Source organism: Gemmatimonas groenlandica (assembly GCF_013004105.1).
Classification (GTDB): domain Bacteria; phylum Gemmatimonadota; class Gemmatimonadetes; order Gemmatimonadales; family Gemmatimonadaceae; genus Gemmatimonas; species Gemmatimonas groenlandica.
Genome location: NZ_CP053085.1, coordinates 2,806,666 through 2,824,850, shown reverse-complemented (window position 1 = coordinate 2,824,850; position 18,185 = coordinate 2,806,666). Strand labels below are relative to the sequence as shown.

Here is an 18,185-nt window from a genome sequence, read left to right as displayed (position 1 = left end):
CGACCGCCTTTGCCCGCTCGTCTTTACGCGTCAGATGTCACCAACCCTGCCTCCCCCCTCCAGTCTGTCGGCGCTGTCGCTGACGGAGTCGCTCGACGCGATCGATCGCGCCGAGTCGACGGCCGCGCGTGTGAACGTCACGGCGGAGCTGCTGCAAGGCATGGGGTTCGACCGGGTGGTGATCTCGTTGCGCGATGCGTCGCTCAATCCGATCTCGGTCATGCGGGCTGGACTGCCGGAAACGGCATCGCTGACCGGACTCGCCCTCAAGCCCCTGCCGGGCGCTGTGTGGCGTCGTCGCCTGTCGCACCTGGAGCGATTTCGCGTTGGTGATCTCCACCTGCTGGACGGCAGCGATCCGTGGGTATCCCGCGAATTCTTCGGCGCCGAGGCGCATCCGGCAGGAGACGGCCACACCTGGTTGCCCACCGATCTGATTGTCGCGCTGCTGCGCGGCTCCGATGGTGAGCTGCTCGGCATTGTGAAGCTGGCGGGACCACGCGATGGCCGTCGCCCCAGCGAAGTCCGCCGACGTGACATCAGTGCGATTACGCGTCATCTGGCCGCCCGCGTCGCCTACGACGCGCTGCGTGCTCTCGCCGAACAGCGGCACGAGCGATTGCTCCGACTGCAGGAAGCGGGCGCCTCGCTCACACGCTCTCTCGACGAGCACGAGATCATGCGCGAACTCACGCGTCAGGTGCAGCTCGCTGTGCGCACCGATGGCGTGGCCGTGCTGATCCCCGATCTCGACGCCGACATCCTGACGACTGGCCTGCGCATCGTGCGCGGTGTCGAACGTGCCCGCGGCCCGGTGCGTCTGGGCGAAGGGATCGTGGCGGAAGTGGCGCGCACGGGACGTCCGGTGCGCGTGGGTGATCGCGACGCCGACCGGGCCCGTGAGCGCGCCGGCCTGATCCCGCCGCTGTCGATGTACGACGTGGTCGGGGAATCGGGTGCGGCCACGTCGGTGCTCGCGGTGCCGGTGCGCGTGGGCATTCGCTTGCTCGGCGTTCTGGCCGTGCACTCCACGCATGCCGACGTCTACACCGCGGAAGACGAGGAAGTGCTGGCCACGATGGCCTCGCAGGCGGCTACGGCGATCGCCAACGCGCGTCGCTATGCCGAGAGCGAACGCGAACGTCGCACCACCGAGGCGCTCGCCGATGTGGCGCGCGCCGTCGGCGAGTCGCTGCGGCTGGGCGAGGTCCTGCGGCTGATCCTCCGTCATACCGTCTCGTTGCTCGGCGTCGAAGGCGCCTGCGTCGCGCTACGGACCGGCGAGTATCTGCACATCGTCGCATCGATCGGTAGTGCCGATGTGCTCAGCGGCGTACATCTGCCGCTCACGGGCAGTGTGATCGGACGCTCGGTAGTGTCGAACGAGCTGATCGTCCAGAACGAAGGGAGCACCGAAACCGCGCTTCATCGAATGGTGCAGCACCTCGCGCCCATTCAGCGCATGGTGATTGCCCCGCTCATCACCGGCCGTGGCACGATCGGGTCGATCGCGGTCATGAATCGCGAGCGCCCGTTCGATCAGGAAGACGGCAAGGTACTGCAGCGTCTCGCCGATCAGGTGGCGGTTGCCATCGTGAATGCGCGCCTGTTCGAGGAAGTCGAGAAGGCGACGCGCGAGTGGAAGGTGGCGTTCGACAGCACGGCGAGTGGTATTGTGGTGCTCGAGGAATCGCTCACGGTGAGCCGCTGCAACTCACGGGCGGCGGAGCTGTGCGGCACGACGATTCCGGCACTACTGGGCCGCCGCTTCCGCGATGCGCTGGTGGGCAGCAGCGACACGCTCGATGCGAACGCAGTCGATCGGTTCATCTCCAATGCCCTCGCGGAAGGCGTGCCCACACGCGAACTCGTGCGCGATGACGCCACCGGACGCCTGTTCTCGCTGCTCGCGGCGCCGCACCCTGATGGTGGCTGTGTCATCACGTTCGATGACGTGACGGATTCACACCGGCTGGCCGAGCGGCATCGCAAGGTGCTCGAGACCGTATCGGACGCGATCGTGATCACCGATCTCGACGGTCGTATCACCTTCGCGAATCCGGCGTCTCACATGCTCTTCCGCCGGCCGAATCTCGAGAGTGAGGCGGTTTCGAACCTCACGCCGCCCGAGTGGATCGAGAGCGTGCAGCAGTTTGAGCAGCTGGCACGAAACGGCGAGGGTCAGCAATACGAGTGCGAAGTGCTGCGGGCTGATGGCGAGCGTCGATGGGTGCGCGTCAGCTCGGCGCCGTTGTTCGAACTGGGGCAGGTCACGGGCACGGTGGCCTGTCTGCACGACATCACCGATCGACGCGCCGAGTCGCGCGCTCGCGAGCGCTCCGAGTCGCTGAACATGCGACTCGTGGAAGCGGCAACCGATGCGATTTGCACCTGCGACGTGAACGGCCTCTTCACCTCGGTGAACGCGGGCTTCCTGAACGAAGCCGGCGTGCAGCGCGAAGAGGTGATCGGGCAGCACTTCGCCGCGATGGTGCACCCGGCCGACCGGCCGACCGCGCTGGCAATGGTGGCAGAGACGCTGGCCGGCCAGCGCCGGCGTTTGCAGATGCGCTTCATGAGCGTGAACGGTCCGCGGTTGGGATTGATCACCACTGCCCCGATTCACGAGAACGGAGAAGTTGTTGGCGCGCTCGGCATCATCCGCGACGTCACGAACGATGAGATCGCGCGCGAGACGAATGCGCAGCAAGCGCGGATGGCCGCGGTGGGGCAGTCGCTCAGTCGCGTGGCGAACGAACTGAACAACCCGCTGGCGAGCTTGCTGGCGGTGGCCGAGTTGCAAGCGACATCAGCCACGATGCTCCCTCGGGATCGTCGGGCGATCGAACAGATTTGCGAAGAGGCGCGCCGTGCCTCGCGGATTGTGTCGCAGCTGCTCGACACAACCGGCGAAGCGCCGCAGACCGCTGGCGAGCGCAAGCTCGTGGACGTGAACGCGCTCATCCGCCGCGCCATCGATCTGCATGGCTATGGACTGCGCGAGCATGGTATCGTCGTCGAGTTCAGCGCCGCGCAGGACCTGCCGGAGATTCTGGGCGATACGATCCAGTTGCAGCAGGTCGTGTCGAATCTGCTCGTGAACGCGGAAGAGGCGCTCAGTGGTCACGATGGTGAGCGTCGCATCCGCGTGCTCACGCGCGCAGGCGCAAAGGGCGTGGAAGTGCAGGTGAGTGATACCGGCCCGGGCATCACGTCGCACCATCTCTCGCGCATTTTCGAGCCGATGTTCACGACGCGCAGCGAGAAAGGCAATCGCGGCCTCGGCCTCACGATTTCGCATGCCATCGTACGCGATCACGGCGGCTCGCTCGAGGCGCAGTCGCGCGCTGGCGAAGGCGCGGCGTTCACGCTGTCGTTCCCGGTCGTGGCAGCGGTGGCGTCGCCGGCGACGACCGACGGTTCAACGACGGCTGCGCTGGAACCGTCGGCGACGCGCTCGCTGTTGTTGATCGAAGACGAGGTCACGCTGCGGAGCGCGATCAGCCGATTCCTGCGGAACACGGGCTACATGGTCGACGTGGCCGAGGGTGGCGCCGAGGCGCTCGATCTGCTGGCCGACCGTTCCTACGATCTGATTCTGCTGGATCTCCGCATGAAGGGGCTCACGGGAGAACAGGTCTACGAACTGATCGAATCGCGGGATATCGAGCAGGCGCGCCGCGTCGTGTTCATGACGGGCGACTTACACAGCGCGACCGCATCCCGCTTTATCCGCATGACGGGTCGACCGGTGCTGGCCAAGCCGTTCACGCTGCTCGAGCTCGAGACTCGCGTGGCCCAATTGATCCAGGAGTCGCGTTAGCTTTCCGGGATGACCCCCTGGGAGCAGCTCGGCCTGGCGATCGGGCACGCCACCGATCATGAAGGCGCCACCGGATGCAGTGTGATCCGTGGTATCGATACCCCGTTCCGTTGCAGCGCTGCGCTGCTGGGACGCGCGAGCGGCACGCGCGAACTCGCGACCTGCGACCCCGACCATCTGGTCGATCGCACCGACGCCATTTTGTTGACCGGTGGTTCGGCCTATGGGCTCGATGCCGCGGCCGGTGTCATGCGCTGGATGGAAGAGCGGGGACGCGGCTTCCCGGTAGGTGGTGGCGTCGTCCCCATCGTCCCCACCGCCGTCATCTTCGATCTGGCGCCACTGGGCCGGTTCGACGCGCGCCCCACGGCGGCCATGGCGTACGCGGCCTGCGACGCGGCCTCGGCCACGTCGATTGCCGAAGGCTGTGTTGGTGCCGGCACCGGCGCGCTGGTGGGGAAGGCGGTCGGGCCTGCCGCCGCTATGAAAGGTGGCGTTGGCCTCGGGGTGGCTGAAGGCGGCGGGGTGCTGGCCGCGGCCTTCGCGGTGGTGAATGCTTTCGGCGACGTACGCGACGAACAGGGCCGAATCATTGCCGGGGCGCGCGACAGCCACGGCGGATTTCTCGACGCCGTACGTCTGTTGCGTGGACAGGATGCACCGGCCGAGTTCGCGCTGATGGCGTCGGTGCGTCGTAACACGACGCTGGTGTTCGTGGCGGTGAGCACGCCGCTGAGCAAAGCGCAGCTGTCGCAACTGGCCCGCGCCTCGACGGCGGCGATGCATCATCGCATCACGCCGTGCGGCACATCATTCGACGGCGACGTGCTGTTCGCCGCGTCACCATTGGACGCGCTGCCCGGCTTCGCCGGTGCCGATGACGTACCGCTGGCGCGCATTGAAGCCGTGGCTGGTGCTGCCGTCGAGCGCGCCATCGAACGTGGTGTCGTCACGGCGCATGGTCGCGACGGTATCCCCGGCGTGGCCGATCTTCGTGCATAGCGACGAGTCTTCCCCTTTGCTGAGAGTCCTCCGTTGGGCACTGCACTGACGCTTTCCACTGCCGACCGATTCACCGTTCGCTCGGCCATCGCTCCACTCCTCGGCGATGCGCGGATTTCCGCGTCCCTCACCTCGCAGTTGCTGGCCGGTGAAGTGCTGCAATTGGTGGATGGCCGCGGCGACTGGCTGCACGTGCGCGGCGCCGATGACTATGAAGGCTGGACCCACGTCGGCTATCTGATGCCGTTCACGGGCACCGAAGCCACGTGGCGCATCTCGCTGGGCTGCGTGACGCTCGACGCCGAGGGACAGCGCCGCGCCCTGCCGCTCGGTGCCCGCGTGGCGCCGGGACACGAGGTGGCCGAAGGCATGGCGATCGACCCAGCAACCCGCGCCACACAGTTTCCGCGTGACCGCGACGCCATCGTGCGCAGTGCGCTCACGCTCTTCACCGGTGCCAGCTACCTGTGGGGAGGCGTCACGCCGTGGGGTGTGGACTGCTCCGGCTTCGTGCAGCGGATCTTCGCCCTGCACGGAGTGCCACTCCGGCGCGATGCATGGCAGCAGGCGGAGGACACAGTCCTCGTGAGCGACGACGTGACCGCAGCGCATGCGCCGGGAGACCTGCTGTTCTTCTCCGACCGCGACGACAAGCGCATCACGCACGTCGGCATCGGCACGGGCAACGGCGGCATGATCCACAGCTCGCTCGCACGCGGAGGGATCTACGCGGAGGGCGAACTCACGGCAAGGCTGAAGGAACAAGGCATGGGCGTACGGCGAGCGTTGTGAACTGCGAACGGCGCCAAGAATAAACTGCGCCAAGAGTAAAGGGCGCTAAAGTAAAAGGCGCTAGGAATAAACTGCGACTCAGTACTCAGAACCGGGGCCTGTCGGAAATTCTGTGTATGAGTCATAACCTTGTAGGACGGAGGTGGTTATGGCTCGACGGAAACGGGCGGCGGCGGAGCCGCTGCCCGCAGGGCTGACGCCCGAGATTCTCGACCAGTTGGTGGCGGGGGTGCAGACCTCCGCCGACTTCCAGCTGGTCTGGCGGCAGTTGCAGAAGGCGATGGCGGAGCGGGTGCTCAAGGCTGAGCTCACGCATCACTTGGGCTATCCCGAGGGCGGGGAGCGCGGGCCGGATGGCAATGCCCGCAATGGCTTTACCCCGAAGTCGTTGCTGACCGAGAGCGGGTCGATTGCGCTCGACATCCCGCGGGACCGCGACGGCAGTTTTGCGCCCCAGTTTGTGCCCAAGGGCGCCCGCCGCTTGCCGGGCTTCGACGAGACGGTGCTGATGCTGTACGCGCGCGGCTTGAGCACGCGCGAGCTCCAGGCGTTTCTCGAGGAGCGCTATCAGATCCCGGTCTCGCCCGACTTGATCAGCACGATCACGAGCGAGGTGCTGGCCGAAGTCGAGACGTGGCAGCAGCGGCCGCTCGAGTCGACGTACGTGGCCGTCGCCTTCGATGCGCTGCGCGTGAAGATCCGCGACGAAGGCGTCGTGCAAAACAAGGCGGTGTATCTCGCGCTCGGCGTGCAGCTGGATGGCACGAAGGAAGTGCTCGGCTTTTGGATCGCGCAAACCGAGGGCGCCGCCTTCTGGCACCGCGTGTTTCGCGAGCTGCAGGGCCGTGGCGTGGCCGATATCCTGATCGCGCTGATCGATGGCCTGACGGGGCTCCCAGACGCGCTGCAGACGGTGTTTCCGCACACGGTGATTCATCAGTGCATCGTGCATCTCGTGCGTCAAAGCCTCCACTACGTGTCGTGGACCGAGCGGAAGCTCGTCGCGGCGGCGCTGCGGACGATCTACCACGCGCCCACCGAGGCGGCTGGGCGTCTCGCCTTGCAGCGCTTTGCGGAGAGTCCGCTTGGGCAGCGCCACGCAGCGATCGTCGCCATCTGGGAGCGGCACTGGGAGCGCATCGCGCCGGCCCTCGCCTACCCACTGGAAATCCGCCGCGTGCTCTACACCACGAATGCGATCGAGAGCCTGAACATGCAGATTCGCAAAGTGATCAAGACCCGCGGCCACTTCCCGAGTGATGAAGCGGCCGGCAAGCTGCTCTATCTCGCGCTGCGCAACATCGGCAAGAAGTGGAAGGCCAAGCCCGACAAGTACTGGCGCGCGGCCTTCCCACATCTCAAGCTCCTCTTCGGCGACCGACTCGTGGCGACGTCGTGACCCGATGCTCACGACTCATACACAGAATTCCTGACAGGTCCCAGAACCGCGCAGTTGGTGGTGTCGCTGTTTATTCTTAGCGCTCCTCACCTTAGCGCCCCTAATTCTTAGCGCCGTTAACTCTTAGCGCCCCTACTCAGTTCAAGACACCATTCCTGCCGTCGCTCCCGGAACCACCGGTTGTCCTTTCACGTGCAGTAGCGCTTCGCCGCGCTTTTCGTCGCGCAGTTCCACGATCATGCGGTAGTCGCCGGTGAGGTCGAGCGGCAGATCGAGCTGCACGATCACGGGCATGTCGAGCTCGGTGGTACCTGGCGGTGGCGGCGCGATGGAGAGTTCGGCGTTCGACACCCACAGCTCAGCGCCGCGCGGGTTGACCCAGCGCAGCGTCATGGCGTGATCGCCGGCATCGCTGGGGAGGGCCTTGATGCGGACCACGAAGGTGGCGCGGGGGTGCAGGGCCGGGAGCTGACCCACATGGACGGCATCGAACACGCCCAGGATGTTCAGCTTTCCTTCCTGGGAGATATTCGCCGCGTCGGCAAAGAGCGCAAAGGAGACATGCATGTGGGGAAGGTACCGGTCCCACGTCGGGGATTCCACCCGCTGCTCGCGCGGTGCCTAGATTTCGGGGATCATGACTGCGCCTCAGACTCCAGCTGCTGCACCCCGTCCGGGCTTCGGGACCACCGATCTCGGGCTCGTGCTGATGTCGCTGATCTGGGGGATCAACTACAGCGTGGTGAAGGCGGGCCTCCGCTCGCTGTCGCCGCTCACGTTCAACGGGCTGCGCGTGTCGATGGCGGCGATCGTCCTCTTCGCGATCGCGGCGTTCGTGCGAGACAAGCTGCCGTCGCGTCGGGACATCATCACGCTGGCGCTGCTCGGCCTCATCGGCAACGGAGTCTATCAGCTGTTCTTCATCTTCGGCATGTCGCGCACACGTGCCGGCGTGGCGGCGCTGGTGGTTGCGGCCGGTCCGGCGTGGATCGCGATCATTTCGCGCATGCTGGGACGCGAACATCTGCCGCTTCGTGGATGGAGCGGTATTGGATTGCAGCTGTTGGGCGTGGCGTGTGTGGTAGGGAGCGCGCAGGGTTTCGAGGGCGGACGCGATGTGATGCTGGGCGCCGGGTTGATCGCGCTGGGCAGCATCGCCTGGGCCACGTTCAGCGTGCTGCTGCAACCGTACACGAAGACGGCGCATCCCCTGCATTTGTCGGCGATCACCATGGCCAGCGGTGCACTCGTGCTGGTCTCGATCGCGCTGCCCGATCTCATCAAGCTCGATTGGGGCGCCGTGTCGCTGGTGGAGTGGGGCGCGGTGACCTACGCGGGTATCGGGGCGTTGGTCGTGGCGTATCTGCTCTTCTATCGCGGGGTACGCGTACTCGGTGCCACGCGTACCGCGATGTACGGCAACTTGCAGCCGATCGTTGCGATCGCCTTCGCTTGGCTCATGCTCGGTGAGCGACCCACTGTGTGGCAGATACTTGGGGCAGCGCTCATCATGGCAGGGCTGTTGTTGTCGCGCACCGCGCACGCCAAACCCATTGTGGCACGCGCCGCTTCCGTTTCCTCCTCAGTCCAGACCTCGTGAAGCTCGTTTTGTTCGATATCGACGGCACTCTGCTTTGGTCCGACGGCGCTGGCCGCCGCGCCATGGAGAACGCCTTGTTGCGCGTGTTCGGCACGACCGGTGATACCAGTTATCGTTACGACGGAAAAACCGACCGGCAGATCGCGCGTGAACAGATGCGCGAAGCTGGCTTCACCGACGCCACGATCTCCAGTCGGCTCGACGACTTGCTCAACGAATACGTGCACGGCCTCCAAAGCGAACTCACGCGGGAAGGGGTAACGCCGGCCCGGTTGTGCGACGGCATACCACCGCTGCTCGACGCACTGCGCGGCAAGAGCGATGTCACGCTGGGATTGCTCACGGGGAATATCGAGCGGGGGGCACGCGCCAAGCTGAAGGCCGTGCAGGTCGACTTCGACCAGTTCCGCGTCAACGCCTTCGGCTGCGATCACGAAGACCGTCCCGAGTTGCCGGCCGTCGCGCAGCGCCGTGCCCTCGACCTGCTCGGCCTCGATATCGCCGGCGATCGCATTGTGATCATCGGTGATACGCCGGCGGATATTCACTGCGGACGTTCGCTCGGCGTGCGGGCAATCGGCGTCGCCACCGGTCGGTACAGCACCGAGGATCTGGCCGCGCACAATCCGGCAGCGGTGTTCGCCAACCTCGCCGACACCGACGCCGTCGTGTCGGCGATCCTCGCTTGATGACCTCGGTCATCACGGCGCAGGCGCGCGTCGTCGGCATCGTGCGTGGTCGGGAGATCGACACGTCGGCCAGCGTCACGATAGACCAGGAGACTTTGGTGCTGGCGTGGCAGAACGCGACACCGTGGCGACTGTCGCTGAGCGGCATCGAGGGGATCGCCGGCGGCCCGTCATCGCTCACGGTGTACCTGGTCAGCAACGATGTGCTGGAACTCAGCGGCGACGATCAGCTCCGGCCGCTCGGCTTACAGCTACTCGATCGCGCCTGCGCGATGCCTGAGCTTACGCGCGGCCTCAAGTCCCTCGGCTCGTCGCGCGGGACGCCCATCGCGGCGCACGATCGATGGTTTGCGCCATTCCTGGCCGCCCGTCGCTCGGTGGAAGGTGTGAGCGATCCGGCGCGTCAGGTGATGTTGCTCGATGCCGCTGCACTGACGAAAGAAATCGAGCGGGCCATCGCCGAGATTGCGGCCACCAAGGCGCCTGGTGATGCGGCCGAGCAGCGCGCGGTCGAGGCGGCCATCGAGGAAGAGGCGGCGCCCGTGTTTGCGGCGATCGAGATCATGGGACTGGCAGGCGATGCGTTGCGCGGCGGTGCACTCGACACGCGCATTGCCGATTGGCGGCGATGGGTGGAGACGGTACGCGGTGTGTTCGCGGCGGCCGATGACGCCTGGACGGGAATCGCCGCCGAACTTCGGTAGCCGGTTTCGCGGAGCCGCGTTATCCGCACCTGCGTTATCTGCCGCTGCGTTATCCGCAGCCGCAGTCGGAGCCGCACCCGCTCTTCGGTTTGCGCGCCGCCGCGATCGACCGCCACGCGCGTCGCGCGACGAAGAACAGCGCGCTCGCGACGATCAGCACGACGACGATCAGTTGCGTGTTGAGTTGGTTCATCATCGCGAGCCTCCGAAGCCAAGTGCCGTTCCGCCCGCGTAGACGAGCCACGCGGAGCCCCACGCCAGCGCCAGCATGTACGCGAACTGCAGGCCGGCCCACTGCCAACCGATGCGCCCGCCGCCGGCTTCGCGTACGGTGACCGCGATCGTGCTGATGCACATGAGCGCGAACACGTAGAACACCATCAGACCAACCGCAATCAGCGGTGTGTAGGCGCGTTGGCCGGTGACCGCGTTGCGCTCCGACTGCAACCGCTCGGTGAGTGCCTGCTCACTCTCGGTGCCCACGCCGTAAATCGTGCCCATGGTGGAGACGAACACTTCGCGGGCGGCGAAGCTGGCGGCGATCGAGACGCCGATCTTCCAGTCATACCCCAACGGACGCACCAACGGTTCAATCCCGTGACCGATGCGACCCAGCACGGAATGCTCGAGTTGCTGCTCCTGCTGTGCTTCCGCGGGCAGCGACGAATCCACGGTGGCCTTGGGATAGGTAGCCAACGCCCAGAGCACAATCGAGAGCGCCAGAATCACCGTGCCTGCGCGCTGCACGAACAGCTGGCAGCGCTGCACGACCGACACGCCGAGTGACTTGAGACTCGGAAAACGGTACGGCGGCAGCTCGAGAATCATCGGACGCACGGGGCCCTTGAGCAGCGTGCGTTTGAAGAGGGCGGCCACCGCGAGGGCCACGACGGTGCCGAGCAGATACATGATCAGCATCGTCGCGCCCTGCAGCGTGAGCCCAGGGAAAATCGACGTGGCCGGTACGAATGCGCCGATGAGCAGCGTGTACACTGGCAGTCGGGCCGAACAGCTCATGAGGGGCACGACCATGATTGTGGCCAGACGATCCTTCGGATCTTCGATGGTGCGCGTGGCCATGATGCCGGGCACGGCGCAGGCGTAGCCCGACAGCATCGGGATGAAGCTTTTCCCGTGCAGGCCCACGCGGCGCATGATGCGATCCATCAGGAAGGCGGCGCGGGCCATGTAGCCCGAATGCTCGAGCAGGCCGATGAACGTGAACAGGATCGCGATCTGCGGCAGGAACACCAGCACCGATCCGACACCGGCGAACACGCCGTCCACGATGAGCGAACGCAGATCACCCTCGGGCAGCACATTGCCGACCGCTCCGCCGGCGGCGGCGATGATCGCTTCGATGCCATCCATCAGGGGCGTGGCCCACGAGAAGACCGCCTGGAAGACGATCATCATGAGCACGAGGAAGATGAGCGGCCCCCAGATGCGATGTAGGGCAAACCGGTCGATACGGTCGCTCACGTTGTAGCCGACCGGACGGGACCGCGTCACGGTGCGCTCGATGACCTGTGCGATCCAGGCGTAGCGGACTTCCGATTCCAGACGCGTGGGGACGAACCCGACACTGCGCAGTTCGTCCGAGGCCGCCGAGATGGCTGCGGCGAGACCCGGCACGCGATCGAGATGCGGACCGACCCGCTGCATGCCAAGCAGTCGCAGCGCTTCCATGCGCGCGGCGGTGACCGAGAGCCCGTCGGACACCAGACAGGCCTCGAGCGGGGCGAGGGCATTCTGGGCCGGCTCGGGGATCGAGAACTGTCGAGAGGGAGCGGGCAGCCCGGCGGCGATGATGAGTGCCTTCTTGAGCGGCTCGAGCCCTTCGCCGCGCTTGGCCACGGTGGGTACGATCGGCACACCGAGCTCATGGATCAGCTCCGGGACGTCGATCCGCAGTCCCTCGGACTCGGCCACATCGAACTGATTGAGCGCAATCACGACCGGCACACCGAGCTCGATGACCTGGCTGGCCAGGAAGAGATTGCGCTCGAGGTGCGACGCGTCGGCGACCACAAGCACGACATCGGGACGCCAGCGGTCGGCGTCGCGGCCCAGCAGGACCTCCAGCGCCACCTGTTCGTCTGGCGACCCGGCCGACAGGGAATAGCTGCCCGGAAGGTCCAGTACAGTCACCCGGCGGCCGTCAGGGCCCTTGAAGCCGCCTTCCACCCGCTCCACCGTCACACCGGCGAAGTTGCCAACGCGCTGACGCAACCCAGTGAGGGCGTTGAAAAGCGTCGTCTTGCCGGTGTTCGGATTGCCGATGATGGCAACCCGTAGCGCGTCGCGGCCGGCGTCGCTGGTGGCGCGTGGGGGAACGATCGCCGAATCGTCGGGCGACAGGGGGCTCTGCAGAGTACTCACCGGATCCTGACGCAGACGCGGCGCGTTGGCCGCGTGTCGGGCGCCTCGCCAGTCGCGCTATGCGCGCGCGATGGCGGGCTGAACGGTGATGCCAGCCGTGAGGGCTGAGCCCAGCGCGAGTCGGGTGCCACGGACTTCGAGGAGCATGGCATCGCGGGCGTCGATGACGTTGACGCTGGTGCCTTCGCAAAAGCCCAGGGCGCGCAGACGGCAGGCCTCGTCACCCGAGCACTCGATGTCGACGACGGTGACCCGGGTTCCCGCCGCACACGCGTTCAACGCGCACGTTGTCCGTGCGGCGGAGGTGTTTGGCGACTGCAGGGTGGGAAGCTGAATCTGGGCCACGGCGTTAGATGAGAATGGTTCTCAAAGCGTGTATTGGAGTATACACATCACCCGCTCTCGTTCGCAATGGGGAGCGGTGGAGTCGGCTTTTCCCCGCTTTTCAACCCATTACCCAGTACCCAAGACCCACAGCCCCAAGCCAACAGCCCACAGCCCACAGCCCAACGGAAAGCGCAACAGGCTGTGGGCTGTTGGCTTGGGGTGATGGGTTCTGGGTAATGGGTAATGGGTATGTAAAAAACGCGAACTACGCAGTCGCCAGCGGACCACTCCGCTTCGTCCTCGCTGCCACCAGCACCACCCCGATCGTCAGAATCGCGATGCCGATGATCTGCGCCGTCGAAAATCCCATCACCAGGCGGTCATCCTTCGCGCGGAAGAACTCCACGATGAACCGCTCGATGCCGGCGACGATGCAGTACATGCCGAACAGCCAGCCCGGCAGATTCGCGTGCTTTCGGAAGCGCCACAGGATCGCGAACATCACGAACCCCATCAGCGTTTCGTACAGCTGCGTGGGATAGACCGCGATCACATCCGACATGTTGGTGCCGGCGGGAAACTGCACGCCGAACTGCTGCGACATCACGGCTGCTGTGCTCGGCGGCGCGCCCTCGGGGAACTGAGTGGCGAAGAACCCATTGAACGGGCGCCCGTAGTCGTCACCGACGGCCCAGCAGCCCGTCCGACCCACCGCGTAGCCCGCGGCGATGCCGATCCCGCACACGTCGGCGATCTTCAGGAAGCTCAGCTTCTTGTACTTGATCGTGGCGTAGCAGAGCGCGACCGCCCCGATGAAACCGCCCCAGAACACGAAGCCGCCTCGGCTGAAGAAGGCTGACGGGTCGCCCGTGAGTGCCACGTAGTACGTCTTCGCTCCCACCAGCGTACCGATCAGCGCCGCCAACACGATGTCTGGCATCGCCTCCGCTTCCGCGTTCTGTCCACGGCGCCAGAACTCACGCTGACAGACGATCTGCGCGATCACGAACGCCATGAGGACGGCGAGTCCGAATCCGGTCAGTTCGAGAAAGCCGAACTTGAAGACCGTGGGGTGGTGGATGATGGGATGCACAGCGGAGTAAGGGGTAGGGAGTAGGGGGTAGGGAGTGCAGTTGCCCTACCGTCTTACAAAAAGATACCGGGGATTGGCAGCGATGCTTGCGCAGTCATGGTCGGATCAGCCCGCTCGCCGGCTTCGAACCGGAACAGTCCAGCGGCGGCGATCATGGCGGCGTTGTCGGTGGCCAGTCGTGGCATCGGCGCGAACACGGTGCCGCGCGGTGCCACACGCTCGCGGATCGCCTCCTGCAGCGCGCGATTGCACGCCACCCCGCCGCCCAGCACCACCCGCGTGCGACGATGGCGTCGCGCCGCGCGCGCCACCTTTTCGGCCAGCGTTTCGATCAGCGCATCCTGAAAGCCGCGCGCGATGCTGGCGCGTTGCTCGTCGAGCACGCCCGCCTTCTCGGCGTCGCGCACGGCGTACATCGCCGCGGTCTTCAGCCCGCTGAACGAACAGTCGTAGTAGTCATCGTCGCCCGGTTCGGCCGACTTCCGCAGCATCGGTCGCGGGAAGCGATGCGGATGCTTGTGCACGGGCGACTGGGCGGTCTGCGCCAACTCCTCGAGCGGACGGCCGCCTGGATACGGCAGACCCAGCAACTTGGCGACCTTGTCGAATGCCTCACCGGCGGCGTCGTCGCGCGTCTGACCGAGCAATCGATAGCGTCCCCATGCTTCCACATCGAGCAGCAACGTGTGCCCCCCACTCACCAGCAGCGCCGTGAACGGCGGCTTGGCCTCGGGGTGCTCGAGCAGCGTCGCAAACAGGTGCCCCTCGAGATGATGCACCGGCACGACCGGTGTGTTGTGCGTGTAGCCCAGCGCCTTGGCGTAGCTCGTGCCGACCAGCAGTGCTCCCACGAGTCCCGGCGCGTGCGTGACCGCGATCGCGTCGAGATCATCAAACGATACGTTGGCGTCGGTCATCGCGGTGCGAACGGCCGGCACGATGCCAGTGAGATGCTGACGACTCGCGATCTCCGGCACGACCCCGCCGAACAGGCGATGCACATCCTGCGAGAGAATCACCAGCGACTCGAGACGCATGTCGGTTGGTGTGCCATACACAATGGCGGCCGACGTCTCGTCGCACGACGTCTCGATGCCGAGCACGCGACGCGGCGCGATATCAGACGTTGTGTCAGACATGTACGGCATGCACGTACAGCCACAGCGCTACCGCGAGCACGATGGCGGACAGCACCCGCACGACGTTCGGCCACGCCACCCGACTGACCTGGCTCACTACGGCTTCGGTTCGGCCAGCAACGACGTGAGCAGTCGCTGATTGCCTTCGGAGTTCCAGTCTTCCGCGCCGATCCACTTCTTGCGGATCACGCCATCACGCCCGATCACGAACGTTTCGGGAACGCCCGTGGTGCGGTAGATGCTCTGGATCGAACCGTCAGGATCGTGCAACATCTCGAAGGTGAGTTTAAACTCCTTCGCGAAATCGCGGATCTTCTGCTGATCGCCTTCGTTATCGACGCTCACGGCCACGACCTTCAATCCCTTCGGTCCGAGCGCCTGATGCACCGCTTCGATGCTGGGCATCTCGGTGCGGCACGGAATGCACCACGTGGCCCAGATGTTCAGCAGCACGACTTCGCCGCGATAGTCCGTGAGCGTTTTCATGGCCGGCGTGGCCGTAAGCGTTTTCGCGGCAAAGCCCGGCGCGTCGGAGCCCACCGAAATGCTGGTGAGCTCGTCTTTCAGGAAGTGCGAGGCGGTGAACGCGCCGCCCACGAGCACAGCCACGATACCGAGCACCACGAGCCACTGTTGTTTCGCGGTCATACCTGTTCCACACAAAGGCCACGCAGCACTTCGATCTCGGCCTGCGGATTCGCCGCGCCGAAGATCGCGTTGCCGGCCACGAACGTGTCCGCGCCCGCTTCCCAGCAGCGATGAATCGTGTCGCGCGAGATGCCGCCATCGACCTCGAGCACGGCGTCGCTGTCGGCCTGATCGAGCAGCAAGCGCGTGCGCGCAATCTTGTCGATGGAGTACTCGATGAACTTCTGTCCGCCGTAGCCGGGATTGACGCTCATGATGAGCACCAGGTCCACCATGTGCGCGACTTCCTCGATCACCGACAACGGGGTCGCCGGATTGAGTGCGACGCCCGCCTTGCAGCCCAGCGACTGGATGCGCGCAATCTGCCGATCGAGATGCGGGGCGGCTTCGGCGTGAATGGTGAGCACATCGGCGCCCGCCTTCACGTAGTCGTCGAAATAATTCTCGGGCTCGACGACCATGAGGTGCACGTCGATGACCTTCGTGCTGGAGCGACGCGCCGCTTCGATCACCTTCACGCCGAAAGAGAGGCTGGGCACGAAGCGACCGTCCATCACGTCGACGTGAATCCAGTCAGCACCGCCGGCGTCGCACATGGCGATCTCTTGCCCAAGCTTGCGGAAGTCGGCGCTGAGCACGGAGGGCGCAATACGAACGGTCATGGAGCCGGATGGAGCTGAGGGGTGAACAGCGTGTCAGCGGGGGAACGTCCATCGCTGATCACGAGTGAGACAGTGCCGCTCGATGCGAGCAAACGGCCGCCGGGCGGCGTCGTGGCGAGCACGATGCCGGCTGGGCTGCTGCTGGCGCGGAACTGCACGTCGCCCACGAGCAGCCCGGCTTCGAGCAGCTTATCGCGGGCAGGGCCTTCTTCGAGACCGACGACATCAGGGACTGGCAACAGCACGTCTTCCTTGGCGACGCTCTCGGCCGCCTGCGCGGCTTGCGACGCACTGTCGGCTTGGCGTTTCGATTCCACGTCGCGTTCAGCCGCCGTGGGCTCGGGGATCGCGCCGCGGGCGATGCTGTCGAGCACGGCCTGCACCGAGTCCACTGCATTCGCGCGTCCGGGTTCGAGCGTGCGCACGGTGACCACACCGCCGGCGCCGCCCAGAATGAGACCAGCAAGCGCCGCGACGGCCCCGCGAATGAGCCACGTGCGCGTCGTCTTCGACATGGGGCCACGCGGCGTGCGCGTGCCGGGCTTCTTCGCCGCCGCCATTACACGGCTCTCCGTAACCGCGCCGCAAAGGCGCCGTCGGTACCGTGCTGCTGCGGCAGCACGCGGAGAAGGCCGTTGTCCAACACGTCTTCAGGTACCGTGCCCGGCGGGGGCGGTTCCAAGGTGAACTCCCTGTGCGTCGCGAGAAACGACTCGATCTGGTCGTCGTTTTCCTCGAGTTCGAGCGAGCAGGTGCTGTACACCAACAATCCACCCGCCTTCACCATCGAGGCGGCCGCGAGCAAGATTTCGCGCTGCAGCGCCGGCAACACGGCGAAATCGGACACCCGCAGGCGCCAGCGCGCATCCGGATGCCGGCGGAAGGTGCCGGTGCCCGTGCACGGCACGTCGATTACCACGACATCGGCCTCGCCGATCGCCGGATGTCGCGCATCGCACACGATGGGAATCAGATTCGTGGCGTCGAGGCGGCCAAAGCCAGTCAGCATGCGCTCCACGCGGGCCATCTTGGCATCGGCCGCGAACACCAGCCGCGCGCGACGCGACAGCTCGAGCGCCTTGCCACCTGGCGCGGCGCAAAGGTCGACCACCACGCCGCCCTCTGGCACATACGCGTACTTCGCCACGAGCGTCGCCGCGGGATCCTGCACGAAGAACGCGCCCTGCTTGAACGCGCCGAGCTCAGTGAGTGCGACGCCGGGCCCGAGTCGAATGGAGTCGGGCACCAGCGGTACGTCGTGCGTGGTCACGCCGGCTCCGGTGAGCATGCCGTCGAGTTGCTCGCGGTCCACGCCATAGGGCCGCACGGTGATCGACGCCGGCTCGTTGTTCACCGCCAACAGTCGCTCGGTGGCGTCCATGCCCCAGCGATCGACCCAGCGCGAAATCACCCAGCGCGGATGCGAGTACTGCTGTGCCAGCGCTTCCAACGGTTCGCCCGGTACCGGCGGTTCGATCGTTTCACGTTCGCGATCGATCCGGCGCAGCACGGCGTTCACCAGCTTGCTGGCACCGATACCGTGACGCCGCTTGGTGAGTTCGACCGTCTGTCCGATGGCGGCATAGGCCGGCACGCTCCCCATGCTAAGCAGCTGATAGGCGCCGAGACGCAGCAAGTCGGCTACGTCGACGTCGATCTTGGCGATGCCACCGCGTACGCGTTCGGCCAGGATCGCATCGAGACGGTTGCGCGTGCGCAGCATACCCCAGAGCAACTCTTGCACCCATCGACGGTCGCGCGCATCGAGCGGCGCCACGTACCGTTCGAAGGCGGCGTCGAGCATCGCACCATTGCGCAGGTCGGCCAGCACCATCGCCGCGGACGCACGCGACTCGGTGATGCCCAGCATGTTGTGCGGCTTCTTCGTGTTGACGACGGCCATCATTCGGTTCTGGGGCAGTTTT

At 65.8% G+C, this 18,185-nt stretch carries 17 protein-coding genes; 7 read left to right on the top strand and 10 right to left on the bottom strand.

Annotated elements, in window-relative coordinates; genetic code table 11:
• The first annotated feature begins 34 nt into the window (after positions 1-34).
• From HKW67_RS11945 to HKW67_RS11930, 4 genes are all read left to right on the top strand, one after another.
• The gene (locus tag HKW67_RS11945) at positions 35-3,823 is read left to right on the top strand and encodes a PAS domain S-box protein (RefSeq protein ID WP_171225599.1); all 3,789 of its coding nucleotides are present in this window, start codon (positions 35-37) and stop codon (positions 3,821-3,823) included.
• A gap of 9 nt (positions 3,824-3,832) precedes the next feature.
• Positions 3,833-4,825 (top strand): P1 family peptidase, encoded by a 993-nt coding sequence (locus tag HKW67_RS11940; RefSeq protein ID WP_171225598.1) that lies wholly within the window; start codon positions 3,833-3,835, stop codon positions 4,823-4,825.
• Positions 4,826-4,858: 33 nt separating this feature from the next.
• Positions 4,859-5,617 carry a C40 family peptidase gene (locus tag HKW67_RS11935; protein ID WP_171225597.1) on the top strand — a complete coding sequence of 253 codons (759 nt, stop codon included), beginning with the start codon at positions 4,859-4,861 and terminating at the stop codon, positions 5,615-5,617.
• A gap of 148 nt (positions 5,618-5,765) precedes the next feature.
• Entirely contained in the window at positions 5,766-7,016 is a 1,251-nt protein-coding gene (locus tag HKW67_RS11930; RefSeq protein ID WP_171225596.1) for an IS256 family transposase, read from the top strand.
• Between the two features lie 141 nt (positions 7,017-7,157).
• Here HKW67_RS11930 and HKW67_RS11925 read toward each other — a convergent pair whose 3' ends face one another.
• The gene (locus tag HKW67_RS11925) at positions 7,158-7,583 is read right to left on the bottom strand and encodes a DUF6941 family protein (protein ID WP_171225595.1); all 426 of its coding nucleotides are present in this window, start codon (positions 7,581-7,583) and stop codon (positions 7,158-7,160) included.
• Between the two features lie 70 nt (positions 7,584-7,653).
• Here HKW67_RS11925 and HKW67_RS11920 point away from each other — a divergent pair, with 70 nt between their 5' ends.
• The 3 genes from HKW67_RS11920 to HKW67_RS11910 are packed head-to-tail and all read left to right on the top strand — an operon-like array spanning position 7,654 to position 10,009.
• Positions 7,654-8,616 (top strand): DMT family transporter, encoded by a 963-nt coding sequence (locus tag HKW67_RS11920; RefSeq protein ID WP_171225594.1) that lies wholly within the window; start codon positions 7,654-7,656, stop codon positions 8,614-8,616.
• A complete protein-coding gene (locus HKW67_RS11915) occupies positions 8,613-9,305 on the top strand; it encodes an HAD family hydrolase (RefSeq protein ID WP_171225593.1) in 693 nt (230 codons plus the stop codon). The genes HKW67_RS11920 and HKW67_RS11915 overlap by 4 nt, the downstream gene beginning before the upstream one ends.
• Positions 9,305-10,009: a hypothetical protein gene (locus HKW67_RS11910; protein ID WP_171225592.1), complete on the top strand. Its 705-nt coding sequence runs from the start codon at positions 9,305-9,307 to the stop codon at positions 10,007-10,009. Before HKW67_RS11915 ends, HKW67_RS11910 begins: the two co-directional genes overlap by 1 nt.
• Positions 10,010-10,058: 49 nt before the next feature.
• Here the strand turns inward: HKW67_RS11910 and HKW67_RS11905 are convergent, their stop codons facing one another.
• The 9 genes from HKW67_RS11905 to rsmB all read right to left on the bottom strand — a co-directional run bounded on the left by HKW67_RS11905 (position 10,059) and on the right by rsmB (position 18,166).
• Complete coding sequence (locus HKW67_RS11905; RefSeq protein ID WP_171225591.1) at positions 10,059-10,205, bottom strand: FeoB-associated Cys-rich membrane protein; 147 nt, start codon at positions 10,203-10,205, stop codon at positions 10,059-10,061.
• Positions 10,202-12,391 carry a ferrous iron transport protein B gene (gene feoB, locus HKW67_RS11900; protein ID WP_206044399.1) on the bottom strand — a complete coding sequence of 730 codons (2,190 nt, stop codon included), beginning with the start codon at positions 12,389-12,391 and terminating at the stop codon, positions 10,202-10,204. The genes HKW67_RS11905 and feoB overlap by 4 nt, the downstream gene beginning before the upstream one ends.
• 57 nt (positions 12,392-12,448) lie before the next feature.
• Positions 12,449-12,736 carry a FeoA family protein gene (locus tag HKW67_RS11895; protein ID WP_171225590.1) on the bottom strand — a complete coding sequence of 96 codons (288 nt, stop codon included), beginning with the start codon at positions 12,734-12,736 and terminating at the stop codon, positions 12,449-12,451.
• Between the two features lie 247 nt (positions 12,737-12,983).
• Positions 12,984-13,811 carry a prolipoprotein diacylglyceryl transferase gene (locus HKW67_RS11890; RefSeq protein ID WP_171225589.1) on the bottom strand — a complete coding sequence of 276 codons (828 nt, stop codon included), beginning with the start codon at positions 13,809-13,811 and terminating at the stop codon, positions 12,984-12,986.
• Positions 13,812-13,864: 53 nt separating this feature from the next.
• The gene (gene tsaD, locus HKW67_RS11885; protein ID WP_171225588.1) at positions 13,865-14,950 is read right to left on the bottom strand and encodes a tRNA (adenosine(37)-N6)-threonylcarbamoyltransferase complex transferase subunit TsaD; all 1,086 of its coding nucleotides are present in this window, start codon (positions 14,948-14,950) and stop codon (positions 13,865-13,867) included.
• Positions 14,951-15,046: 96 nt separating this feature from the next.
• Entirely contained in the window at positions 15,047-15,598 is a 552-nt protein-coding gene (locus HKW67_RS11880) for a peroxiredoxin family protein (RefSeq protein ID WP_171225587.1), read from the bottom strand.
• The gene (gene rpe, locus HKW67_RS11875; RefSeq protein WP_171225586.1) at positions 15,595-16,260 is read right to left on the bottom strand and encodes a ribulose-phosphate 3-epimerase; all 666 of its coding nucleotides are present in this window, start codon (positions 16,258-16,260) and stop codon (positions 15,595-15,597) included. The genes HKW67_RS11880 and rpe overlap by 4 nt, the downstream gene beginning before the upstream one ends.
• Positions 16,257-16,820 (bottom strand): PASTA domain-containing protein, encoded by a 564-nt coding sequence (locus HKW67_RS11870; protein WP_171225585.1) that lies wholly within the window; start codon positions 16,818-16,820, stop codon positions 16,257-16,259. Before HKW67_RS11870 ends, rpe begins: the two co-directional genes overlap by 4 nt.
• Positions 16,820-18,166 (bottom strand): 16S rRNA (cytosine(967)-C(5))-methyltransferase RsmB, encoded by a 1,347-nt coding sequence (gene rsmB / locus HKW67_RS11865; protein ID WP_171225584.1) that lies wholly within the window; start codon positions 18,164-18,166, stop codon positions 16,820-16,822. The genes HKW67_RS11870 and rsmB overlap by 1 nt, the downstream gene beginning before the upstream one ends.
• Between the last annotated feature and the right edge of the window lie 19 nt (positions 18,167-18,185).

Excerpts from the sequence above, each read along its gene's own strand:
- HKW67_RS11910 (WP_171225592.1), top strand. The coding sequence starts at position 9,305 with ATGACCTCGGTCATCACGGCGCAGGCGCGCGTCGTCGGCATCGTGCGT.
- HKW67_RS11905 (WP_171225591.1), bottom strand. The coding sequence starts at position 10,205 with ATGATGAACCAACTCAACACGCAACTGATCGTCGTCGTGCTGATCGTC.
- HKW67_RS11940 (WP_171225598.1), top strand. The coding sequence starts at position 3,833 with ATGACCCCCTGGGAGCAGCTCGGCCTGGCGATCGGGCACGCCACCGAT.
- HKW67_RS11920 (WP_171225594.1), top strand. The coding sequence starts at position 7,654 with ATGACTGCGCCTCAGACTCCAGCTGCTGCACCCCGTCCGGGCTTCGGG.
- HKW67_RS11930 (WP_171225596.1), top strand. The coding sequence starts at position 5,766 with ATGGCTCGACGGAAACGGGCGGCGGCGGAGCCGCTGCCCGCAGGGCTG.
- HKW67_RS11880 (WP_171225587.1), bottom strand. The coding sequence starts at position 15,598 with ATGACCGCGAAACAACAGTGGCTCGTGGTGCTCGGTATCGTGGCTGTG.
- rsmB (WP_171225584.1), bottom strand. The coding sequence starts at position 18,166 with ATGATGGCCGTCGTCAACACGAAGAAGCCGCACAACATGCTGGGCATC.
- tsaD (WP_171225588.1), bottom strand. The coding sequence starts at position 14,950 with ATGTCTGACACAACGTCTGATATCGCGCCGCGTCGCGTGCTCGGCATC.
- HKW67_RS11945 (WP_171225599.1), top strand. The coding sequence starts at position 35 with ATGTCACCAACCCTGCCTCCCCCCTCCAGTCTGTCGGCGCTGTCGCTG.
- HKW67_RS11925 (WP_171225595.1), bottom strand. The coding sequence starts at position 7,583 with ATGCATGTCTCCTTTGCGCTCTTTGCCGACGCGGCGAATATCTCCCAG.
- HKW67_RS11870 (WP_171225585.1), bottom strand. The coding sequence starts at position 16,820 with ATGGCGGCGGCGAAGAAGCCCGGCACGCGCACGCCGCGTGGCCCCATG.
- rpe (WP_171225586.1), bottom strand. The coding sequence starts at position 16,260 with ATGACCGTTCGTATTGCGCCCTCCGTGCTCAGCGCCGACTTCCGCAAG.